This is a genomic window from Rossellomorea vietnamensis, from assembly GCF_001305855.1.
GTDB lineage: Bacteria > Bacillota > Bacilli > Bacillales > Bacillaceae_B > Rossellomorea > Rossellomorea vietnamensis_A.
In genome coordinates this window covers 1-20,673 of the sequence record NZ_LIXZ01000026.1, presented here as the reverse complement: position 1 = coordinate 20,673, position 20,673 = coordinate 1, and the positions used below count along the sequence as shown (strand labels likewise).

Genomic DNA, 20,673 nt, shown 5'->3' with positions numbered 1-20,673 from the left:
AGGGAAGACGATGATCCGAAAGCTGTTATTGGAAAAAGTCCAGCATGTTATCGAAGAATATACTTCTCGCAGTCAATCAGATTACGAGAGTGACAAAGTGAGAAGGAAAAAAGCATCTTGTCAGGAGCGCCACGCAGAGATTGTGAAGGTGGATGCAACCGGAAAGGTCCTCCGTATTACACAAGAAAGCAATGAGACTCAGACCATTTTATATGATGTTCATTATAAATATCTCATCAAACAGGGATCCCTGCTCTATTTGGAAGAAGAAGTGGAGAATCGAAGGGCGGTCTTTTACAATGATAAAATGTATGAAGATGGAGAAATCCAGATTCAACGTGAAGAGAGTGTGGAGGAAGAGGAGACCGTCACTCATGAAGAAGAAGAAAGAGTGACGTACCGGTATGACCGGCTCAGTGCCGTTCAATATGCAGAACGGTGGTGGAACAGCTATAACCCGGCATTCAAGAAGTTCGAGAATGATTGCACGAACTATATTTCGCAGTGCCTTCATGCAGGAGATGCTCCGATGCGTGGATATCCAACCAAGGGGAAGGGCTGGTGGATGCGGAATCAGAACTGGAGTTACAGCTGGACGGTGGCGAATTCCTTGAGGTGGTATATCCCTAATTCGACGATCGGTCTTCGCGGGAGGCTTGTGGATGATCCGAACGAATTAAAGCTTGGGGATGTGATCTGCTACGACTTTGAAGGGGACGGTCGTTTTGATCATACGACCATTGTCACTGGGAAGGATGCCGGGGGAGAGCCCCTCGTGAATGCCCATACCTTCAATAGCCGGATGAGATATTGGAAATACGAAGATTCCACTGCCTATACACCTAATATCAAATATCGTTTTTTTACGATCGTAGATGACCGTTAAGTCTTGTTCTATGGGGGAGAAATGGTATAATGTCACTTAGAGTTTTATGAATGAGGTGACATTGACATGGGAGTACATGTTGTATTATATCAACCAGAAATCCCTGCTAACACAGGGAATATTGCAAGAACGTGTGCAGCGACAGACACCACCCTGCACTTGATCCGACCACTTGGATTCTCAACTGACGATAAAATGTTAAAGCGTGCCGGCCTTGATTACTGGCAGTTTGTAAACATTGTCTACTATGATTCCATTGAAGAGTTCTTTGAGAAAAACGACGGCGGTGAATTTTTCTATTTAACAAAGTACGGGAAAATCCCTCACACGAACTTTGATTACAGTGTGGAAGACAAAGAGTACTTCTTTATTTTCGGCAGGGAAACCTCCGGGCTTCCTGATGACATCATCCAGAATAATCTGGACCGGGCACTCCGCATCCCTATGAATGAAAACGTCCGTTCTTTAAACCTTTCCAACACAGCGGCGATACTCATCTATGAAGCATTAAGGCAGCGGAATTATCCGGGTCTGTTATAAAAAGCAGGAATGAAAATCAAATGATTTTCATTCCTTTTTTTATTTAGCTTATACTAAGAGGATAATGAGAAGGGAGAGACTACATAATGAATGAAACCATCGAAACCATCCTGAAACATCGATCCATCCGCGAATTTAAAAATGAATCACTGTCAGAGGAGCAGATCCATACGATTGTCTCCAGTGCACAAGCTGCGAGTACGTCGAGTTATATACAAGCTTATTCGATCATTGGCGTGAAGGATCCCGCAAAAAAGAAGAAGCTTGCTGAGCTTGCCGGGAATCAACGTTATGTCGAAGAAAACGGTCATTTCTTCGTATTCTGTGCTGATTTATACCGTCATGAAAAAATCGGTGATTGGGAAGAAGCAGATGTGATTCCTTCTTTGGAAAGCACGGAAAAATTCATGGTGGCCCTCATTGACGCTTCCCTTGCGGCCCAGAATGCAGCCATCGCTGCTGAATCAATGGGACTTGGGATCTGCTATATCGGCGGGATCAGAAATGATCTGGAATCAGTGAGTGAACTGCTGGGGCTGCCGGACCGGGTCATCCCTTTATTTGGACTCGCCGTCGGTATCCCTGAGAATTCTTCGGATGTTAAACCGAGATTGCCGATGGAATCGGTTTATCATGAGGATTCTTACAATGTAGATGAGACGTCCATAAAGGAAGGGCTTGAGCGCTATGATGAAACCATTTCTGCTTATTATCATGCCCGGACCGCGGGGAAACGCTCGGATCGCTGGACCGCCCAAATGGCGAAGATGCTGTCAGGTAACAAGCGGATGTATATGAAGGAATTTGTAGAGAAGAGAGGGTTTAATAACAAATAAGGTGAATGAAAAGAACTGACCAGCATTGTGGTCAGTTCTTTTTCATTTTTTTTAGAATCATCCAGCTCCGGCGGCTAGAGGCTCGAGGTCATAAGTTAAACCTGCCAAAAAGGCAAAGAGCGCCTTTCCGGCAGGTTCATCTTATGCTTGTCGCCTCTGAACGAGCCGCCTCTGCTTTAGTTTTAGTTAGAGCCCGGTTTATCGTTATATCCAGCAGTGAAAATCGCTACTAAGAATACTAAAGATACACCTACGATCATGACAGTACCCATGTATTGCAACCTCCCAATTAACATATTCCACAGTCTGTCTTTAGTATAGCCTATTTTTAAATTGATGTGAACGAAAGTTGGATTTTTTTTGCTGTTTTGTGAAAGATTGAAGACAGGGAGAGAAAGCGTTTCATATTTATCCCCTATTTCAATGAATGAAGCGAATATCGACCGTTTGTCTTTAATTAAAATATCTTCTTAACATGTTCGGGTGAACAAGCGCATAGAGTATATTAATCGTCTCTCATTAAGCGACAGGGGGAGGTCCTTATGGATATTTTAAAAAGAATTGAACATTACCGAGAAGAAGAAGAGAAACTGAAATGGGAAGGGACGTTTGCTCAGTATTTAGACCTGCTGAAAGAGAAGCCTTGGATCGGGCAGTCTGCTCATTCAAGAGTCTTTAATATGATTAAAGATGCCGGGGTCGAGGAGGTCGAGGGGAAACGGAAGTATAAATTCTTCAGCAATCAATTATTTGGCTTAGAAGAGGCGCTGGAAAGACTCGTTGAAGAATACTTTCATCCTGCTGCGAAACGATTAGACGTGAGAAAAAGGATCTTATTATTGATGGGTCCTGTAAGTGGAGGGAAGTCGACACTCGTTTCCATGCTGAAACGGGGACTCGAGCAGTATTCACGGTCTGAAAGAGGAGGCGTGTTCTCCATTAAAGGCTGTCCGATGCATGAAGACCCGCTGCATTTGATCCCACAGCATTTACGTGAAGATTTCTATGAAGAGTATGGCATCCGAATTGAAGGAAATCTCTCTCCGTTGAATACGATGCGGTTGGAGAAAGAATACCATGGCCGCATTGAAGACGTCCAAGTGGAAAGAGTCTTCTTCTCAGAAGATAAACGTGTTGGGATTGGTACATTCAGTCCATCTGATCCAAAGTCACAGGACATCGCCGATTTAACAGGAAGCATCGACTTCTCCACAATCGCTGAATTTGGTTCAGAATCGGATCCGCGCGCGTACCGGTTCGATGGGGAATTAAATAAAGCGAACCGTGGTTTGATGGAATTTCAGGAAATGCTCAAATGTGATGAAAAGTTCTTATGGCACTTATTATCTCTTACCCAGGAAGGGAACTTCAAAGCAGGCCGGTTTGCCCTGATTTCAGCCGACGAGCTGATTGTTGCGCACACGAATGAAACCGAGTATCGCTCATTCATTTCGAATAAAAAGAATGAAGCCTTACATTCACGGATCATCGTCATGCCGGTTCCGTATAACTTGAAGGTCACCCAGGAAGAGAAGATATATGAAAAAATGATCAATGAAAGTGATGTTTCGAACGTCCACGTGGCTCCTCATACATTAAGGGTGGCAGCGATGTTCACGATTCTGTCCCGGTTAAAGGAACCGAAGCGTGGTGACATCGATTTGATCAAAAAGATGCGCCTGTATGATGGAGAAAATGTAGAAGGCTTTAATTCTGCCGATGTGGATGAAATGAAGAAAGAATACCAGGATGAAGGAATGAGCGGTATCGATCCGCGTTATGTGATCAACCGTATCTCTTCTACGATTATTCGAAAAGAAGTACCGACCATTAACGCGTTGGATGTTCTCCGGGCTTTGAAGGAAGGGCTGGATCAACATCCATCGATCACAAATGAACTACGTGAGAAATATTTAAACTTTATCTCCCTTGCCCGGAAAGAGTATGATGATATTGCGAAGAAAGAAGTTCAGAAAGCCTTTGTGTACTCGTATGAAGAGTCTGCGAAAACGCTTATGGATAACTATCTTGATAATGTTGAAGCCTACTGCAACAAAGCAAAGCTTCATGACCCGTTAACGGGTGAAGAAATCAATCCGGATGAAAAGCTGATGCGTTCCATCGAGGAGCAGATCGGAATCTCTGAAAATGCTAAAAAGGCATTCCGTGAAGAAATCCTGATCCGTATCTCTGCCTATGCCCGAAAAGGAAAGCGATTCGATTACAATTCACATGATCGCCTGAGAGAAGCCATTCAGAAGAAGCTATTCGCTGACTTGAAGGATGTTGTGAAAATCACGACATCATCCAAAACGCCAGACGAACAGCAGCTGAAAAAAGTCAACGAAGTGGTTGCCCGCCTCATCGATGAACATGGCTACAACTCAACATCCGCCAACGAATTACTGCGCTATGTGGGCAGCCTGTTGAACCGTTAATAGAAGTGCAATCGGGAGGTGCTATGCATCTCCCGATTTTTTCAGGGTTGTTTAAATCTCTCATCTAAAGGGAAAAGTAGTATCCAAGAGGTGAAGAGATATGAGTAAAAGCAAACACGAACTAGATAAAAATTATGAACCGGAAAACGGTTCAATGGCACATGATATGGAAGAGATGGAGCAGTTGGGGAAGCAGATGGATAAGCTCAGAACGAATGAAGAATTGAAAGAGGATGAAAAGCAGCCCGATCCTGTTCAATATAAAGAGAAAGACAAGGAATAGTTGACAGAAAACTCTGAATACCATAATCTATAGATAGAGAGCCGTACCCATATCGAATGAAGGTGGGTTGATAGGATGTCTTTTACACCGAAACCTCGGGAAGAAGTGGAGCCTCTTAACGGAAGCATGGCTTCCAATATGGAGGAAGTCATTAAACTGGGAAAGCAAATGGAGAAGTTACGTTCCAGTGGCGAATTAAAGTTGCACAATCGAGTTTCAGACCCGGCTCAATATGAAGAGGAAGCTTAATCAGGTGATCGTGCCTGATTATTTTTTTTGGAATTCGATCAATCCGGGACAGGCATTACAACCTGTCAGAAAAATAGGCTCGTCCAAATAGAAAAGAACGGTTAATTGTCGAAATTATTTGTAAATTTATCAATACTTCTGCATAGGATAGAGTAATCCCCGTTTCACTTCATGGGATACGTGCAGTTTAGACAGTCAACATAGTGTATGCAGGAAAATGAAAAAATGTGAAAAAAATTAAGGAGGGGAATAATTTGAGTCAAATGGATAATCATCAGTTTGTCATTTCCAAGGAAGATTGGGCCCTCCACCGCAAAGGTCACGATGATCAGCAGAGACATCAAGAGAAAGTACAGGATGCCATCCGCAATAATTTACCAGACTTGATCACAGAAGAAAACATTGTCATGTCCAATGGCCGAGACGTCGTCAAAATCCCGATTCGTTCGTTAGATGAATATAAAATACGTTACAACTATGATAAGAATAAACACGTCGGGCAGGGAGACGGTGAGAGCCAGGTAGGGGACGTCATTGCAAGGGACGGCTCGCAGCAGCAGGGTCCAGGAAAAGGTCAAGGGGCCGGAGATAAAGCCGGTGAAGATTATTATGAAGCAGAAGTATCAATGCTTGAAATCGAAGAAGCCTTATTCAGCCAATTGGAGCTTCCGAACCTTAAGAAGAAAGAGCAGGATGTTCAAACCGTCGAGCATATTGAATTCAATGATATCCGTAAAACCGGTCTAATGGGGAATATAGATAAAAAGAAGACGATGATGTCTGCCTTCAAACGAAATGCCATGAAAGGAGCACCAAGCTTTCATCCGATCTTTACAGAAGATCTGAAATTCAGGACGTGGAACGAAGTATTAAAGCCGGAATCGAAAGCCGTAGTACTTGCTATGATGGATACGAGCGGCAGTATGGGAGTTTGGGAGAAGTATATGGCAAGAAGCTTCTTCTTCTGGATGACCCGATTCTTGCGCACAAAATATGAAACCGTGGAAATCGAATTCATCGCTCATCATACAGAAGCCAAGGTGGTGTCAGAAGAGCACTTCTTCTCGAAAGGGGAAAGCGGGGGGACGATCTGTTCATCAGCTTATCGAAAAGCTCTGGAGCTCATCGATGGAAAGTATCCTCCAAGCCGTTACAATATTTATCCTTTCCACTTCTCCGACGGGGATAACCTGACGAGTGATAATGTGCGATGTGTCAAGCTTGTCGAAGAATTGATGAAAGTGTCCAGCATGTTCGGATATGGTGAAGTGAATCAGTATAATCGTCACTCCACGTTAATGTCAGCCTATAAAAACATTAAAAACGACGATTTCCGCTACTACATCCTTAAGCAAAAAGCCGATGTATTCCATGCCATGAAGAGTTTCTTCAACAAAGAGCAGGAAAAGGCATTCGCGTGAGAAAAACCAGCCGGCGAGGCTGGTTTTTCATTGTCATCTATTTATCTCGTTACATATGAAATCATTAGGTTATTCTGTATCTAAAGTGCTAGAATAGAGAAAGGTACTATAAAAACATTCTATAAGCGGTGAGGGTTGTCATGACAAGTGAAAGTCAAGAAATTAAGCAGCTAAAGCAGGAAGTTAAAGAATTGAAAGAACAGCTGGTTCAATCAGAGCAGCTCATCATGGAGATTTCAGCACCGATTATTCCGTCCATCATCCCTGAAACCATCCTGATCCCCATTACGGGCAGGTTGAGTCCGGAACGCTTTGAAAGGATCATTACAAAGATATTGGACGTCTCTTATGGAGAGGACATTAATACCATCATTGTCGATTTCTCAGCGATATCAGAGAAGGAAATCGGTGAAATTGATATTTTCGGCACGTATATTGATAACATGGCGAAGGCCATCGGGTTAATGGGAATCGAAACTCTTTTTGTCGGATTCACTCCTTCTCTTACTCAAATCATGATCAATTCAGGAGTAAGAGAGCTTCAAGGGATTAAAACCTTCCTGACATTCCGAACAGCATTACAGTATTTGATGAGGGAAAAAGACATGGAATTCCAAAAAGCCAACCAATAAGGTTGGCTTTTGTACTGAGTGCCATCATGTCAGGTTCTTCTTCGGTGAGACAACCTCCACGCCATCTCGTTTCCCGACAATCATCAGGGTTGTCAAGTCAATGAAAAGACCTGTTTCCACGACACCTAATAATTGTTTTAATCGGGAGTGAAGGGAGGCAGGGTCATCAATGCCTGTGAAATGACAATCCACGATATAGTTACCGTTATCGGATATAAATCGTTCATCATTTCTTTTTCTTAGAACCGGGGTACAACCCAATTCAGCGAGTGATTGGCACGTCACTTCCCATCCGAAGGGAATGACCTCAACAGGGAGTGGAAAGGAGCCAAGCCTTGAGACCAATTTGGACTCGTCCACGACAATGATGAACTTGCGGGTGAACGTATCTATAAACTTCTCCCTTACCAATGCCCCACCTCCCCCTTTGATTAAATTGTACATTGCATCCACCTCATCGGCGCCATCAATCGAAAGGTCCAACATATCCACTTCAGCGAAGGTGGTCAATGGAATACCGGCCTTTTTTGCCAGGCGTTCTGTGTCCACTGAAGAGGGGATTGCCTTGATCTGTAATCCTTGAGAGACAAGTTCACCCAATTTTTGAATCGTCCAATAAACGGTTGAGCCGGTACCTAATCCGATTGTCATTCCGTCTTTTATATATTCGGTTGCTTTTTCACCGGCTAACTTCTTTTCCATGCTGTCCACTGCATAGCCCCTTTCCAATGTAATTGTCGTTTTACTTAGCATTCTATACTAGAATAAACATGAATGAAAGAAGGAGAGATCATATGATTAGATTCGGAATCATCGGAACCAACTGGATTACTGATCGTTTTATTCAAGCGGCAGGAGAAGTGGACGGCTGCCAATTAGGAGCTGTTTATTCAAGGACGGAAGAGAGGGCAAGGTCATTCGCTGAAACCCATGGGATCAGGGACTGGTTTACGGATATAGATGTGATGGCGAGTAAAGAGCATATTGATGCCGTGTACATAGCCAGTCCCAATTCCTTTCACTGCAGTCAGGCCATCCCTTTTTTAAGGAAAGGCATTCACGTATTATGTGAGAAGCCGTTAGCTTCGAATGAAAGGGAGGTTCAAGAAATGATTGCTGCTGCTAAGGAGAACGATGCCTTTCTCATGGAAGCGGTCAGGACAACATTCCTGCCCAATTTTCAGCTGCTTAGAGAGAAACTGCACACCATCGGGACCATTCGGAAAGTTAATGTCAGCTGCTGTAAGTATTCATCCAGATACGATGCGTATAAAGATGGGACGATTCTGAATGCATTCAATCCCGCTTTTTCCAATGGTGCCCTCATGGACTTGGGCGTCTATTGCATTTATCCCATGGTTGTCTTATTCGGAGAGCCGAAGGAAATAAAGGCGACTGGCACCATGCTGGATTCAGGTGTCGATGGTTCAGGGACAGTCATCATGAAATACGATGAAATGGAAGTAGTGTCCATTTTCTCGAAGATCTCGAATACGCACATCCCGACTGAAATTCAAGGAGAGGACGGCACCGTCACTATCGACCAAATAGGTGAATTCAGTACATTGACGTTTTATTATCATAATGGAGAAAAATGTGTTTATACTCAAAAAGAGGACTTTCCATACATGTATTACGAAATAAATGAATTTGTTTCCATCATCAAAAAAGGAGGGGAATACGAATCTGCCATTAATTCTTACGAGCATTCTTTAATCAGCTCCAGGGTGATGGATAACGCCAGAAAGCAGATCGGATTGGTTTTTCCTGCAGATCGGATTTGACGTTCAGAAAATGATGTCTTATTGAGTGACTATGAAAGGGAGAGAGCCAATGAAAAAGCTATTAAAATGGGCCGGGGTTGTTCTTCTGTCGGTGATTGTTGTAGGTTTTCTCGGATTTTATCTTTGGTCAGAACAAACGTATCCAGCTACGGGAAAATTGACGAAGACAGTCCATATAGAGGATGACCCACTGATAGAAGAAAAAAATGACTGGCTTATTTTTAAAAGTGAAAATTCAAATGGGAAAGGCGTAATACTATATCCCGGAGCAAAGGTGGAAGTGGAGGCTTATGGGTATATCGGTAAGTCTCTATCCGATAAGGGGTATACCGTCGTCATCCCCAAGATGCCACTTCATATCGCTTTTCTCGGCATTAATGAGGCCGAAAAGATTATCAGTGATTTCGATGAAAATCTTGATTGGTATCTGTCCGGTCACTCATTGGGAGGTGTGGCTGCGGCATCGTATACCTATGATCATCAAGATGAAGTGAAAGGTGTCATATTCCTGGCGTCCTATCCAACCAATTCAGCTGATTTCTCCAAGAGTGATATGCCGGTCCTGAGCATCTACGCAGAGAACGATGGTCTTACCACAGGGGAGGACGTTGACAAAAGTAAGAAACTGCTGCCGTCTAAAGCGTCCTTCCAAAAGATTGACGGAGGCAACCATGCAGGATTCGGAGTTTACGGTCCACAAAAGGGTGACAAGAAAGCGAGTATTTCCGTCTGGGAACAACAGGATGAAATCATACAGGTGATGGACGATTGGATGAAGGAGAACTAACCCTTTTAGTGCCGCTTGAGACAAACTCAAGCGGCCTTTTTTGATTACTGAATAAAGGATTATGGACGTGGCAGGTCGTATATGTCATGGTGAAGGGAGAGATAGAAATGGAATTTATCTATGTATTAAAGTTGATTCCACGATTGTATCAAGAAGCAAATTGGACGGCAGGGGATGAAGAAATTGTACAACGCCATTTCGAACGGTTGAAAGAATTGACGGACGGTGGGACGGTGATCCTTGCAGGTAGAACATTAAATGAAGAGGAAAATGCTTTTGGAATCGTCGTATTTGAAGCGGATGACGAGGAGCAGGCAAGGGCTATGATGGAAGGGGATCCTGTCGTGAAAGAGAGGATCATGACAGCAGATTTATTCCCTTACCGGGTGGCTCTTCTAAGGAAAAATTAACATGTCATAGACTAGGAGATATAAGATGGAAAAGTGGATTCAAGAACTATTTACAAAGGATGTATTAAAGGATGCAGCTTCACGTTTCGGCTGCGACACAAGTCATGCGAAAAAGCTAGGTGACTTCGAAAACTATGTGTATGAGGTGCACAGAGGAGATATTCCTTATATCCTCCGCCTGACTCACAGTTCCCATCGTTCTAAAGTGGAAGTGGAAGCTGAGTTGCAATGGATCAATTACTTACATAAACATGGGGTGAATGTTTCACTCGTGAATGATTCAGACGAAGGAAATCTGGTAGAAGTGATCAAAACGGGGGAAACGTATTTCTTTGTCTGCTTATTTGACAAAGCTACTGGGAAACCCGTGATGATGGATGATCCTTTATTTGATGATGAACTTTTTTACAAATGGGGAAAGCTCACTGGTCATATGCACAGGGTAACAAAGGGGTACGTGCAGGATGAAAACAGGCGTGAGCGCTGGGATCAGGATGATGTGCTGGACTACGACAAATATTTAACATCTGTTGAAGACAGGGGTATCATTGAAAAAGGCCGTCTAAATAAGGAAAGCATCCGGGACTTTAAAGAGACACAGGATTCGTTCGGCCTCATTCATTCAGACATCCATCCGGGTAACTTCTTTTATGACGAAGGTGCTCTCCATGTGTTTGACTTTGATGATAGCATGGAATTCTTTTTTGTAAGTGATGTGGCCATTCCCCTCTATTATTCGGTGTGGTGGAAGTTTCGGAATGAGACGCTGGAAACCCGGAGTGGGTTCGGGGAGAGATTCCTCATCGCGTTTCTTCAAGGTTATTTGACTGAGTGTGACATCGATGACGAATGGGTCAAGCGCATTCCGCATTTCCTGCTTCTCAGGGATCTGACTCTGTACACAGTCTTCCATAAAAAGTGGGATCTTGAGAATTTATCTGATGGAGAGCGGTCATTGTTGTCCCAAATCAGGGAGAGACTACAGGAGGATGAACCAATCGTCGACCTTGATTATGAGAAGATCCTTCGTGAAGTCCGAACAAGATGATCTGGGCTTTACTGATTACCGGAGGAATCATCGGGCTAATAGTCCGACTGATGAAGGCGACTTTCAAGAGTGGATACGGCATGTCGGAAGACTTGTTCGAGCAGCCGGTTTATGTGAAGACGTGCAGTCATTGCTATAAAAAAATTCCAAAGGATTATTCCAAATCCCTATGTCCTCACTGTGGGAATCTGGTGGAATGAGGGAAAGGCTCGGGGAGAAGTAATCTCCCTGAGCTTTTTTAGTGCAGCCTCAACCATTTTAAATAAGAGTGAAAGTTTGGTATGATGCTAAAGACTGTTTACATACAAGCGAGAGGTGAAGGAAATGGATAAAACCATTGGATTTATAGGATGCGGAAATATGGCGCAGGCCATTATGGGAGGAATCTTGAAGTCGGGGCTGGTGACTCGGCAGTCCGTACGCGCAAGTGCCCGGACTCAAGCAACCCTGGATATGGTCAGCGAGAAATTTGGAGTGAAGACGACGGCTGACAATCAGAGTGTAGCGGCTTTTTCAGATATTGTGTTCCTTGCAGTGAAACCGGATCAATACAGGGAACTGATCGAATCAATCAAAGATTCCTTGAAAAAAGACAGCATCATCATTACGATTGCCGCTGGCATCACAATCCAATGGATGGAGGAGCAGATTTCCACTACTGCCAAAATCGTACGGACGATGCCGAATACTCCGAGTCTTGTTGGAGAAGGAATGACCGCATACTGTGTGAATGAAGAAATAACAGAAAGCGACTTGGAACATGTACAGGCGATCCTTGAAAGCTTCGGAAAAGCGGAAAAGATTGAGGAAAGCTTGATGGATGCGATACCGGCAGTGAGCGGCTCATCTCCTGCCTACGTATTTATGTTCATCGAAGCACTCGCCGATGGGGCCGTCCTCCAGGGGATCCCAAGGAGTCTTGCCTATCAGCTGGCATCACAGGCTGTGCTTGGGGCTGCGAAGATGGTCCTTGAAACCGGCACTCATCCCGGAGAACTGAAGGATGCCGTCTGTTCACCCGGAGGCGCAACGATTGAAGCAGTGGCGGCCTTGGAGAAACATCAGTTCAAGGGGGCTGTATTATCAGCTATGGAAGCCTGCGGGCGGAAGTCGAAGTCATTGGGTGAATAGAGTTTGAAGAGAGAAAAAGCTTTTTGAACTTCTAATTTCATATGAAAAATAAAAAATAAAAATTTTTAAGATAGTGTTTGTATGTACAAATGAACCTGTGTTATTATTTGTACATACAAATAAGGAGTGAGAGCATATGAAAACATTAGTGTTGGTTGGACATCCAACCATTGAAGAATCCAGAATGAACAAAGCGTGGGCAGGTCGACTGGAAAAGGAAGAGAACGTCACTGTCCATCGTTTATATAACGAATATCCCGATATGAAGATCGATGTAGAAAGAGAGCAAAGCCTGCTGTTAGCCCACGACCGCATCGTGTTTCAATTTCCATTCTACTGGTACAGCACACCCGCCATTTTAAAAGAATGGCAGGATCAAGTGCTTCAATATGGCTGGGCATACGGTTCGGAAGGGACTAAGCTCCATGGTAAGGAGTTCCTGGTTATCACTTCAACGGGCGGCCCTGCTGGTGCTTATCAATCAGGAGGCTATAATCACTATTCCATGAGTGAACTACTGAAACCATTACAGGCGATGGCTAATCTTACGGGGATGACATTTCTGCCTGCCTATGCCGAGCATGGTGTCAGGATGTTGAGTGAGGAAGAAGTCTCCAATTCTGCAGATAAAGTGGCTGCCTATGTGGTCGATGAGGATTTGAAGAGAGGTCGGTAAGAGGCCTTTCTTTTAGAGAGACGTAGTGGAATTTATTGGATTATGACGCAATCATCATGAGAAATGACGCAATAAATTCAATAATGACGCAATAATGAAAAAAACGACGCAATCACCAGCCAAAATGACGCAATTCTTTCCCACCCGCCAATTTTTTATAAGGTAAAGCTGGGGGCGGTTGATAATATAAGCCTTCTTTCACCCATAGGTCCGTACCTCCATAAAAAACTGCCTCAGTAGTCATCTACTTTGGCAGTTTTTTTAATGTGTCCTGAATTCTACTGTGATGATGGCTGTGACGGCTATCTGGCCAGGCTGAACGGCCGTACTTTCGTCGGCTGCTTTTAAATAGGCGGTGTTCATGAAAGGGACGGCTCCGGGTCGGGATTGTTCCGTAATGGATTTGGGCTGCGGATTAAGCTGCTGATTCGACTGGGCGGATAATGTGAGTGCCTTTTGATATGCTTCTTGATAGGCTAAAGCAAGAGCCTGCTGGTAGGATTCAATGGGATCAGACTGGACAAATTGAATGTTTTCTACACGGTTTGCCCCGCTCTTTATAGCATCATCAATGATCTTCCCGACTTTTTCGATCGACCGAACAGTGACCTTGAATACTTGTCGAACTTCATAACCGGTGAACGTTTGTTTTCCATCCTCAAATTGGTACTGCGGAGATACTTGATAGGTGGATGTCTGGATATCCTGTCGGCGCACTCCATTATTTAAAAGGGATTGTACGACCCGATTGGAAAGTTGCTGATTCTCGTTTTGGGCAACTTCAAGCTCCTTATCATTTGTAACAATACCTATCGATAGGATGGCTTGATCCGGATCGACATATAATGTATGTTCGCCGCTGACGGTAATGATGCCGTTCGATCGATTGGTTCTATAGTACGGATAGGAGTGCATGGCCACACACCTACACGCACGTAAACGATTCAATTTTATTCAAGTCGATGCCGAAGTACACCCATGTGAATCCGGTCCATCTCCATCCTGCAATGGAACGGCGCCCGACAAAGACAGGGTAGAACCAGAATGCATCTCTCCTTAGCCATATATACGTGTAACGAAATAAGCATCTTCTGATGGAACCGGGGTCGACTGCAAAGGTGCTTGGTCCGCCCTGGGTCCCTTGCAGTGCCGTTTTCTGCGGTTGGAAGTTCGGCGGTGGTCCGGGTGGTGGTTGATTTTGTCCGCCCTGCCCGCCTGTGGGTGGTGGTGAGCTTGGTGCTCCCTGTCCTCCACCGGGAAAACCGGGAATGCCTGGGAAACCGCCGCCACCGGAACTCCCACCGCCGCCTGGAAATCCAGGAGGGCCGGGAAATCCTCCTCCGGAACCCTGTCCTCCCCCAGGAAAACCAGGAAATCCGCCGCCGGGCAAGCCGGGGAATAATTGTCTGTGATCATACATAGAAGAACCTCCTCATAAAGAATTCTCTTTATCTTATGAGGAGGGGGAGTGGGCGTGCGTGTCTAATCTGGTTTGATAAGGAGCCGGATCAAGATTCCAGCGCTTTTTTCATGACGTTTTTCAACGTTTGTGCAGAATGGGAGAACTGGGCCTTTTCTTTTTCGTTCAAGGGAAGTTCGACCACTTTACGGATCCCATCCCGGTTGATGATGGCAGGGACGCCGATATACATATCCTGTTCCTGGTACTCTCCTTCGAGAAGGGCAGAAACGGTCAGGATGCTGTTTTCATTATTGAAGATGGCTTTGGTAATCCGGGCAAGTCCCATGGCGATTCCGTAATATGTTGCCCCTTTTCGTTCGATGATGTGATAGGCTGCGTCCCTTACGTTGACAAAAATGTCATCGAGTTCTTTCTGGACATTCTCCTGCTTCATATCAATCAGTTCATTCAGCTGACTTGCACCAACCGTCGTATGGCTCCAAACCGGGAACTCCGTATCACCGTGTTCCCCCATGATATAGGCGTGGATATTCCGTGTATCAATATCGAAGTGCTGCCCAACCAAGTAACGAAGTCTTGCGGTATCCAGTATCGTCCCTGAGCCGATGACTCTTTCCTTCGGCAGTCCGGAGAATTTCCATGTGGCATATGTTAAGATGTCGACTGGGTTGGTCGCCACAAGGAATATCCCGTTGAAACCACTATCCATGACAGAGTCTACGATGTTTTTGAAAATCTTCACATTCTTCTCTACAAGGTCCAATCTGGTTTCACCAGGCTGCTGGTTTGCTCCGGCAGTGATGACAACCAAATCCGCATCCTTACAATCACGATAATCCCCGGCTGAAATCTTCATAGGGGAAGCAAAAGCAAGGCCGTGATTTAAATCACGTGCATCTCCGTCGGCTTTCTCCTTATTCAGGTCGATCATCACAAGCTCATGGGCAATTCCTTGATTGAGAAGAGCGAAGGCATAACTTGAACCAACAAATCCTGTCCCGATTAAAGCTACTTTGTTTGTACATTTGATTGTCATACGTCATCACCTATTCTTTCAAAATTTGTTCTAACGATTCGTAACATGCATTCCCTGATGATTCGAGGGGATGACAGGATTGATCATGTTGATATTGTGAAGTAATTCACAAGTAGATCATAACACGTTTCACACTGATATTCTATTGATAAACGTATCATATCATACATATTTGTGAAATTATTCACAAATATGTCAAAGTTATCGGAGAGGGACGGACCTTGATTCCTAGGACCAGGTCCTAGGAATCAAGGTCCGTCCCTCTAAAAGAAGGGTTTTTCATTGGCTTTGATGAATGTATATAGGAAGAGTTTTGTTTATGGAGGTGTGGGTGTATGAATGTGAGAAGTGGGGAGTTGAATGTCCGGCCGATAGTGGATAGGGATAAGTACACGCTCTCAAGGTGGTTATCGGATCCTGTGGTGCTGGAATATTATGAAGGCAGGGATCGTCCTTTCACCCCCGTGATGGTGGAGGAGAAGTTCTTCTCGGACAGAGGTGTCATGAGTTGTCTTGTTGAGTATGAAGGAATTGAGATCGGTTATCTTCAATATTATCAGCTCGATCATGAGACGATGATACGCTACGGCTATACGAATCTGGATGAAGTGATTTACGGAACGGATCAATTCATCGGGGAGGCGGATTATTGGAATAAGGGAGTCGGAACACAACTCATCCGTGCTGTGGTACAGTACTTGCTACAGAAAGAGGGAGTCCACCGCCTCGTGATGGACCCGATGACATGGAACACGAGAGCGATCCGCTGTTACGAGAAATGTGGATATAGCAAAGCAAGAATATTGAGGGAGCATGAGCTTCATGAAGGGGTATACCATGATTCCTGGTTGATGGAGTTCATTCCAGAGTAAATGGAAGATATTGAAGAATCTTTTGCATTTAGAGAGTACCCGGTAGTTTTGGATGAACATGTTTGCAACTGTCTAAATGTTTGTAGTACATAACGAATAGTCAAGGGCTGTTCAAACAGAGCAGTCCTATTTATTGATGGCGAAGAGAAAGGAGTGAAGAGATATGACCGTGACGAAACTATATCTGGTCAGGCATGCCCATTCGGTTTATACCGCGGAAGAGCTAACGAGGCCACTGTCTGAAAAAGGAAGGCGGGATGCTGTCTCAGTGACCGAACGACTGAAGAAGGAAAAGATCGATGTGGTTTGTTCCAGTCCCTATAAAAGAGCCGTGGAAACGGTAGAAGGAATAGCCCGACATATCAATCAGGAGATCACACTGGTAGAAGAGATGAGAGAACGTACCCTATCCTCCGTGCCTGTGGGAAACTTTCAGGAAGCGATCTCATCGGTTTGGGCGGAGCCGGCCCTTTCATTAGAAGGGGGAGAGTCGAATCTTATCGCTCAAAAGAGGGGCGTGAATGGGATATTTAAAATATTGAAAGAATATAATGGGAAAAACGTGGTCATTGGGACCCACGGCAATATCATGGTCCTCGTCATGAATTATTTTGATGAAACGTATGGAGTTGAATTTTGGAGAGAGCTTGAGATGCCGGATATATACTGTTTAACATTCGATGATGCAAATCTGAAGAGTGTATCGAGAATATAATCGCAGCCCATATAAAAAAAGACCGTTCACTGTGAACGGTCTTTCAAGTATCTATTCTAATCAATGAGGCAGAAATGCCAGTTGGTAAAAGAACAGGACAGCAAAGATATACACAAGTGGATGTACCTGCTTCCATTCTCCTTTCACTACTTTAAGTAAGGGATAAGAAATGAATCCCAGTGCAATCCCCGTTGCGATGCTTGATGTTAGCGGCATGCTCAGGATGATTAAAAACGCAGGGAATGCTTCATCCAACTGATCCCATTTGATCTGCGAGATGCTTCCCATCATCAGGCTTCCCACGATGATCAGGGCAGGAGCCGTAATGGCAGAGATCCCTGATACGGAACTTACGAGTGGCCCGAAGAAGGCTGAAGTGATAAACAGGATCGATACGGTCAACGTTGTTAATCCCGTTCTTCCCCCTGCAGAAACCCCCGCTGAAGATTCGATATATGCGGATGTCGGGCTAGTACCGAACATCGCACCGATCGTGGTCGCGATGGAATCGGCCAGCAGTGCCTGGCGGGCTCGCGGAAGGGTGTTTCCTTTCATCAGGCCAGCCTGCTGTGCCACTCCGATCATCGTTCCCGTCGTGTCAAAGATGGTGACCAGAAGGAAAGAGAAGACGACCGCATATAATCCATACTGGAAGACGTCAGCAAATGCCGCTACCGGGTTTGCCACCATCAGTCCTTCAGGAAGATGGGGAATGGCCACAAATCCTTCTTTAAAGGAAAGATCTCCTGTAAAGTACGCAATCAACCCTGTCACGATCATCCCGATGAATAGGGCACCATGGACATTCAGTACCATGAGAATCAGGGTTACGGCCAATCCGGTCAATGCAAGGAGTGCTGAATGGGAATGAAGATCCCCGAGCTGTACTAAATTTGTTGGATGTGCCTGGATCAATCCTGTCAGACGCAAACCGATAAAGGCAATGAATAAACCGATCCCCGCTGTAATTCCGTGCTTCAGATTTTGAGGAATGGCTTCGATCAATTTTTTTCGTAAAGGTGTCAATGAGAGCAGGATGAAGACGATACCTGCTACGAAAACGGCAGAGAATGCAACAATATATGAAATGTCATCATGTGCACCGACCACTGAGTAAGTAAAATAAGCATTCAATCCCATACCAGGAGCAATGGCGATCGGGTAATTTGCAAACAATGCCATCCATAATGTACCGGCTACGGCCGAAATGATGGTTGCTAAGAATACCTGATCAAACGGGACACCTGCATCGGATAAGATGATGGGATTCACTACTACTATGTACACCATCGTCAGGAATGTTGTGATCCCGGCTAGTATTTCCGTTTTAGGATCCGTACCGTGTTCCTTTAATTTAAACATCGTAAAACCTCCAATAAAAACGAACATTAAAAACACACAACTTCTATAATATTCGGTAATAGAACGAATTTCAATAGAAAAGACCGAATTATTTTTAAGAAAATATCTTGAAACCCCTTCCAAACCCCATCCTTTTTCGATAAGATGTTATCAATTATAGAGGAATCAGTTTCTATAATGCCCATGCATTGAACGATTTACCACGCATAGGCTCATATTTCTTTAAGATAGGGGCGGTACTATGTATACTCAATTGAAAGACAAGTCAACTTCTGAACAGATTGAACTCATCACACGATCCTTAATCGCTCTGAAAAGTTATAACGGTACAATCGGCGAAAGTGAGAAAGCTCTATTTATATATAAATTGATCTCTTCGTTTCCTTATTTTCAGCTCCATCCCGATAGAGTTTGGCTCCAGGAAGTCCCTAATGATCCGGTTGGAAGGAAGAACGTTTTTGCCCTTGTAAAAGGGACGTCCTCTAAAACCGTTGTCTTTCATGCCCATTACGATACGGTGGGAACCGATGATTATGGAGCCCTTCAGGATATGGCCCATGATCCGGATTTCCTGCAGAAATACTTCATGGATTATGAAGGGGAAGAAAAGGTTAAAGAAGATGCCCTTTCAGGAAGCTGGCTGTTCGGGAGGGGCGCCTTGGATATGCAGAGCGGAATTGCCGTCCATTTAGCGAACCTTTTGTTTCATTCAGGGGAGAAACAGCCGGGTGGGAATTTACTCTTCCTGTTCAATGGGGACGAGGAAAGTGAGCATGGCGGGATGATTGCGGCTTTAAGTGATCTACACCGCTTGAAAAACGAAGGCATGGACTATTTGGCAGCCATCAACACGGATTTCATTTCCCCTATTTATGACGGCGATTGTAAAAGGTATATTTATACCGGAGCGGCGGGAAAGCTTCTGCCAAGTTTCTATATATATGGAAGAGAAGCACATGTCGGAGATGTCCTGACTTCGATTGATCCGACCGTCATCGCCTCCAAGATCAATCTTGAGATCAATCAGAATCTTGACTATCTAGAAGATATTCCGGGTGAGTTCACACTGCCGCCTTCATGTCTCTATTTTAAAGATGATAAGCATACGTATAATGTTCAGACCCCTCTCAGCGCGTCTCTTTATTTCAACTATTTCGTATACGAAAGAACGGCTCGGGAAGTTCTATACGATATGAAAAAGGTCGCATTGAAGGTAGTAAGTGAAATGGAAGAGCGAAGCAAAAAGCAGTTTGAACAGTACCGGAGCTATCACGGATTCCCTGAACGGGAATTTTCTTGGGAAGTGGAAGTCCTTACGTTAAGGGAGTATATATTCTGGCTGAAAGAAAGGGGCTTAGATCCGGATCCCGTCATGAAGAAAATCTTTCATGATATGGAAGGGGAGGATAGACGGACGATTGCTTATACAATGGTGGAAGCCCTGCAGCATCTTGATCCCGACCGGACACCAAGGGTCATCCTTTTCTTCGCTCCACCCTTTTTACCACATAATTTTGTCAATGAGGAAAATGAGTACGGCAAAAAGGTGAAAGATGCCCTCGGAAACTGCTTGAATGAGATATCGAATGAGACAGGGGAAGAGTTCGTCATCAAACGGTTTTTCCCTTATCTAGCAGATGGAAGCTTTCTTTCTCTTCATGAAGAAGATGAAGATATCGACGTGTTCAAGAAGAATCTGCCCCTGATCGATCACCTGTACCCGGTGCCCATCGACTTGATCAGAAAGCTGAACATACCCTCCATTAATATAGGAGTCTACGGGAAGGATGGTCATCAGTGGACCGAGAGAGTGTATAAACCTTATACGTTCTCCGTCCTCCCGGAAATCATCAGGCGGGTGACGAAGGACTTATTGCAAATATGATAGGGAAGAAGGAGGCTGGGACAAAACCCTCCTCTAAAATGAAGAAGCCGGTAAAATTTTACTCCTCGTAAAATTTTACCGGCTTTAATTATTTTTTAAATTAAAATAAGGACCACTTCTGATAAAATAAAGTTACCACACAAAATTTTAATCGAAAGAAGGGTCCTTATGTTTAAAAATTATATCATGAATCAAGTGGTTTTGCCTTTAGATTTAGAAGTGAAGTTGCAAAAAAATGATGTTGCATTCCATATCCATC

At 44.3% G+C, this 20,673-nt stretch carries 23 protein-coding genes and 1 pseudogene; 19 read left to right on the top strand and 5 right to left on the bottom strand.

Translation table 11 applies throughout. The features are described 5' to 3' along the window. Positions 1 to 13 precede the first annotated feature (13 nt). The 9 genes and pseudogenes from AM506_RS20195 (at position 14) to AM506_RS20165 (ending at position 7,285) form a co-directional block, all read left to right on the top strand. A complete protein-coding gene (locus AM506_RS20195; RefSeq protein ID WP_440480360.1) occupies positions 14 to 886 on the top strand; it encodes an amidase domain-containing protein in 873 nt (290 codons plus the stop codon). Between the two features lie 5 nt (positions 887 to 891). Further along, positions 892 to 936: pseudogene (locus tag AM506_RS23445) on the top strand (hypothetical protein); the annotation flags it as partial. 16 nt (positions 937 to 952) lie between these two features. Then, on the top strand, positions 953 to 1,426 hold the full coding sequence (trmL, locus tag AM506_RS20190) for a tRNA (uridine(34)/cytosine(34)/5-carboxymethylaminomethyluridine(34)-2'-O)-methyltransferase TrmL (protein ID WP_060674724.1): 474 nt from the start codon (positions 953 to 955) through the stop codon (positions 1,424 to 1,426). Between the two features lie 86 nt (positions 1,427 to 1,512). After that, positions 1,513 to 2,262: an oxygen-insensitive NADPH nitroreductase gene (gene nfsA, locus AM506_RS20185; RefSeq protein WP_060674723.1), complete on the top strand. Its 750-nt coding sequence runs from the start codon at positions 1,513 to 1,515 to the stop codon at positions 2,260 to 2,262. A gap of 542 nt (positions 2,263 to 2,804) precedes the next feature. Then, positions 2,805 to 4,700, top strand: coding sequence for a PrkA family serine protein kinase (locus tag AM506_RS20180; RefSeq protein ID WP_060674720.1), 1,896 nt, complete (start codon positions 2,805 to 2,807; stop codon positions 4,698 to 4,700). A gap of 100 nt (positions 4,701 to 4,800) precedes the next feature. Further along, a complete protein-coding gene (locus AM506_RS20175; RefSeq protein WP_060674718.1) occupies positions 4,801 to 4,983 on the top strand; it encodes a hypothetical protein in 183 nt (60 codons plus the stop codon). Between the two features lie 75 nt (positions 4,984 to 5,058). Next, a complete protein-coding gene (locus AM506_RS22615; protein ID WP_152968641.1) occupies positions 5,059 to 5,232 on the top strand; it encodes a hypothetical protein in 174 nt (57 codons plus the stop codon). Positions 5,233 to 5,495: 263 nt separating this feature from the next. Beyond that, positions 5,496 to 6,653 (top strand): sporulation protein YhbH, encoded by a 1,158-nt coding sequence (yhbH, locus tag AM506_RS20170; protein WP_430341643.1) that lies wholly within the window; start codon positions 5,496 to 5,498, stop codon positions 6,651 to 6,653. A gap of 140 nt (positions 6,654 to 6,793) precedes the next feature. Continuing rightward, complete coding sequence (locus AM506_RS20165) at positions 6,794 to 7,285, top strand: STAS domain-containing protein (protein WP_060674714.1); 492 nt, start codon at positions 6,794 to 6,796, stop codon at positions 7,283 to 7,285. A 24-nt stretch (positions 7,286 to 7,309) separates the two neighbouring features. Here AM506_RS20165 and rpiA read toward each other — a convergent pair whose 3' ends face one another. Next, positions 7,310 to 7,987, bottom strand: a complete 678-nt coding sequence (gene rpiA, locus AM506_RS20160) for a ribose-5-phosphate isomerase RpiA (RefSeq protein WP_060674751.1) — start codon at positions 7,985 to 7,987, stop codon at positions 7,310 to 7,312. Between the two features lie 92 nt (positions 7,988 to 8,079). Here rpiA and AM506_RS20155 point away from each other — a divergent pair, with 92 nt between their 5' ends. The 7 genes from AM506_RS20155 (at position 8,080) to AM506_RS20125 (ending at position 13,121) form a co-directional block, all read left to right on the top strand. Beyond that, the gene (locus tag AM506_RS20155) at positions 8,080 to 9,069 is read left to right on the top strand and encodes a Gfo/Idh/MocA family protein (RefSeq protein WP_060674712.1); all 990 of its coding nucleotides are present in this window, start codon (positions 8,080 to 8,082) and stop codon (positions 9,067 to 9,069) included. Between the two features lie 49 nt (positions 9,070 to 9,118). Beyond that, positions 9,119 to 9,856 carry an alpha/beta hydrolase gene (locus AM506_RS20150; protein WP_060674710.1) on the top strand — a complete coding sequence of 246 codons (738 nt, stop codon included), beginning with the start codon at positions 9,119 to 9,121 and terminating at the stop codon, positions 9,854 to 9,856. Between the two features lie 107 nt (positions 9,857 to 9,963). After that, positions 9,964 to 10,266 carry a YciI family protein gene (locus AM506_RS20145; RefSeq protein WP_060674708.1) on the top strand — a complete coding sequence of 101 codons (303 nt, stop codon included), beginning with the start codon at positions 9,964 to 9,966 and terminating at the stop codon, positions 10,264 to 10,266. 25 nt (positions 10,267 to 10,291) lie between these two features. Continuing rightward, entirely contained in the window at positions 10,292 to 11,314 is a 1,023-nt protein-coding gene (locus AM506_RS20140) for a phosphotransferase enzyme family protein (protein ID WP_060674706.1), read from the top strand. Next, entirely contained in the window at positions 11,311 to 11,514 is a 204-nt protein-coding gene (locus AM506_RS20135; RefSeq protein WP_060674704.1) for a hypothetical protein, read from the top strand. The genes AM506_RS20140 and AM506_RS20135 overlap by 4 nt, the downstream gene beginning before the upstream one ends. Before the next feature lie 124 nt (positions 11,515 to 11,638). Further along, positions 11,639 to 12,445, top strand: a complete 807-nt coding sequence (gene proC / locus AM506_RS20130) for a pyrroline-5-carboxylate reductase (RefSeq protein WP_060674702.1) — start codon at positions 11,639 to 11,641, stop codon at positions 12,443 to 12,445. Positions 12,446 to 12,581: 136 nt separating this feature from the next. Further along, entirely contained in the window at positions 12,582 to 13,121 is a 540-nt protein-coding gene (locus tag AM506_RS20125; RefSeq protein ID WP_060674700.1) for an NAD(P)H-dependent oxidoreductase, read from the top strand. 261 nt (positions 13,122 to 13,382) lie between these two features. Here the strand turns inward: AM506_RS20125 and AM506_RS20120 are convergent, their stop codons facing one another. From AM506_RS20120 to AM506_RS20110, 3 genes are all read right to left on the bottom strand, one after another. Beyond that, positions 13,383 to 14,036, bottom strand: coding sequence for an SIMPL domain-containing protein (locus AM506_RS20120; RefSeq protein WP_060674698.1), 654 nt, complete (start codon positions 14,034 to 14,036; stop codon positions 13,383 to 13,385). A gap of 10 nt (positions 14,037 to 14,046) precedes the next feature. After that, positions 14,047 to 14,541, bottom strand: a complete 495-nt coding sequence (locus AM506_RS20115; protein WP_060674696.1) for a hypothetical protein — start codon at positions 14,539 to 14,541, stop codon at positions 14,047 to 14,049. A gap of 88 nt (positions 14,542 to 14,629) precedes the next feature. Continuing rightward, positions 14,630 to 15,580: an L-lactate dehydrogenase gene (locus AM506_RS20110; RefSeq protein WP_060674694.1), complete on the bottom strand. Its 951-nt coding sequence runs from the start codon at positions 15,578 to 15,580 to the stop codon at positions 14,630 to 14,632. 335 nt (positions 15,581 to 15,915) lie between these two features. Here AM506_RS20110 and AM506_RS20105 point away from each other — a divergent pair, with 335 nt between their 5' ends. Both AM506_RS20105 and AM506_RS20100 read left to right on the top strand, forming a co-directional pair. Beyond that, positions 15,916 to 16,452, top strand: coding sequence for a GNAT family N-acetyltransferase (locus tag AM506_RS20105; protein ID WP_060674692.1), 537 nt, complete (start codon positions 15,916 to 15,918; stop codon positions 16,450 to 16,452). Between the two features lie 169 nt (positions 16,453 to 16,621). Then, positions 16,622 to 17,167 carry a histidine phosphatase family protein gene (locus tag AM506_RS20100; protein WP_060674749.1) on the top strand — a complete coding sequence of 182 codons (546 nt, stop codon included), beginning with the start codon at positions 16,622 to 16,624 and terminating at the stop codon, positions 17,165 to 17,167. A 60-nt stretch (positions 17,168 to 17,227) separates the two neighbouring features. Here AM506_RS20100 and AM506_RS20095 read toward each other — a convergent pair whose 3' ends face one another. Then, positions 17,228 to 18,529 carry an NCS2 family permease gene (locus tag AM506_RS20095; protein WP_060674691.1) on the bottom strand — a complete coding sequence of 434 codons (1,302 nt, stop codon included), beginning with the start codon at positions 18,527 to 18,529 and terminating at the stop codon, positions 17,228 to 17,230. A 241-nt stretch (positions 18,530 to 18,770) separates the two neighbouring features. Here AM506_RS20095 and AM506_RS20090 point away from each other — a divergent pair, with 241 nt between their 5' ends. Further along, positions 18,771 to 20,414 (top strand): M20/M25/M40 family metallo-hydrolase, encoded by a 1,644-nt coding sequence (locus AM506_RS20090; RefSeq protein WP_060674689.1) that lies wholly within the window; start codon positions 18,771 to 18,773, stop codon positions 20,412 to 20,414. Positions 20,415 to 20,673 lie beyond the last annotated feature (259 nt).

Bases quoted from the DNA above. Each gene is read 5' to 3' on its own strand.
- trmL (WP_060674724.1), top strand. From the start codon at position 953: ATGGGAGTACATGTTGTATTATATCAACCAGAAATCCCTGCTAACACA.
- nfsA (WP_060674723.1), top strand. From the start codon at position 1,513: ATGAATGAAACCATCGAAACCATCCTGAAACATCGATCCATCCGCGAA.
- AM506_RS20180 (WP_060674720.1), top strand. From the start codon at position 2,805: ATGGATATTTTAAAAAGAATTGAACATTACCGAGAAGAAGAAGAGAAA.
- AM506_RS20175 (WP_060674718.1), top strand. From the start codon at position 4,801: ATGAGTAAAAGCAAACACGAACTAGATAAAAATTATGAACCGGAAAAC.
- AM506_RS22615 (WP_152968641.1), top strand. From the start codon at position 5,059: ATGTCTTTTACACCGAAACCTCGGGAAGAAGTGGAGCCTCTTAACGGA.
- yhbH (WP_430341643.1), top strand. From the start codon at position 5,496: ATGGATAATCATCAGTTTGTCATTTCCAAGGAAGATTGGGCCCTCCAC.
- AM506_RS20165 (WP_060674714.1), top strand. From the start codon at position 6,794: ATGACAAGTGAAAGTCAAGAAATTAAGCAGCTAAAGCAGGAAGTTAAA.
- rpiA (WP_060674751.1), bottom strand. From the start codon at position 7,987: ATGGAAAAGAAGTTAGCCGGTGAAAAAGCAACCGAATATATAAAAGAC.
- AM506_RS20155 (WP_060674712.1), top strand. From the start codon at position 8,080: ATGATTAGATTCGGAATCATCGGAACCAACTGGATTACTGATCGTTTT.
- AM506_RS20150 (WP_060674710.1), top strand. From the start codon at position 9,119: ATGAAAAAGCTATTAAAATGGGCCGGGGTTGTTCTTCTGTCGGTGATT.
- AM506_RS20145 (WP_060674708.1), top strand. From the start codon at position 9,964: ATGGAATTTATCTATGTATTAAAGTTGATTCCACGATTGTATCAAGAA.
- AM506_RS20140 (WP_060674706.1), top strand. From the start codon at position 10,292: ATGGAAAAGTGGATTCAAGAACTATTTACAAAGGATGTATTAAAGGAT.
- AM506_RS20135 (WP_060674704.1), top strand. From the start codon at position 11,311: ATGATCTGGGCTTTACTGATTACCGGAGGAATCATCGGGCTAATAGTC.
- proC (WP_060674702.1), top strand. From the start codon at position 11,639: ATGGATAAAACCATTGGATTTATAGGATGCGGAAATATGGCGCAGGCC.
- AM506_RS20125 (WP_060674700.1), top strand. From the start codon at position 12,582: ATGAAAACATTAGTGTTGGTTGGACATCCAACCATTGAAGAATCCAGA.
- AM506_RS20120 (WP_060674698.1), bottom strand. From the start codon at position 14,036: ATGCACTCCTATCCGTACTATAGAACCAATCGATCGAACGGCATCATT.
- AM506_RS20115 (WP_060674696.1), bottom strand. From the start codon at position 14,541: ATGTATGATCACAGACAATTATTCCCCGGCTTGCCCGGCGGCGGATTT.
- AM506_RS20110 (WP_060674694.1), bottom strand. From the start codon at position 15,580: ATGACAATCAAATGTACAAACAAAGTAGCTTTAATCGGGACAGGATTT.
- AM506_RS20105 (WP_060674692.1), top strand. From the start codon at position 15,916: ATGAATGTGAGAAGTGGGGAGTTGAATGTCCGGCCGATAGTGGATAGG.
- AM506_RS20095 (WP_060674691.1), bottom strand. From the start codon at position 18,529: ATGTTTAAATTAAAGGAACACGGTACGGATCCTAAAACGGAAATACTA.
- AM506_RS20090 (WP_060674689.1), top strand. From the start codon at position 18,771: ATGTATACTCAATTGAAAGACAAGTCAACTTCTGAACAGATTGAACTC.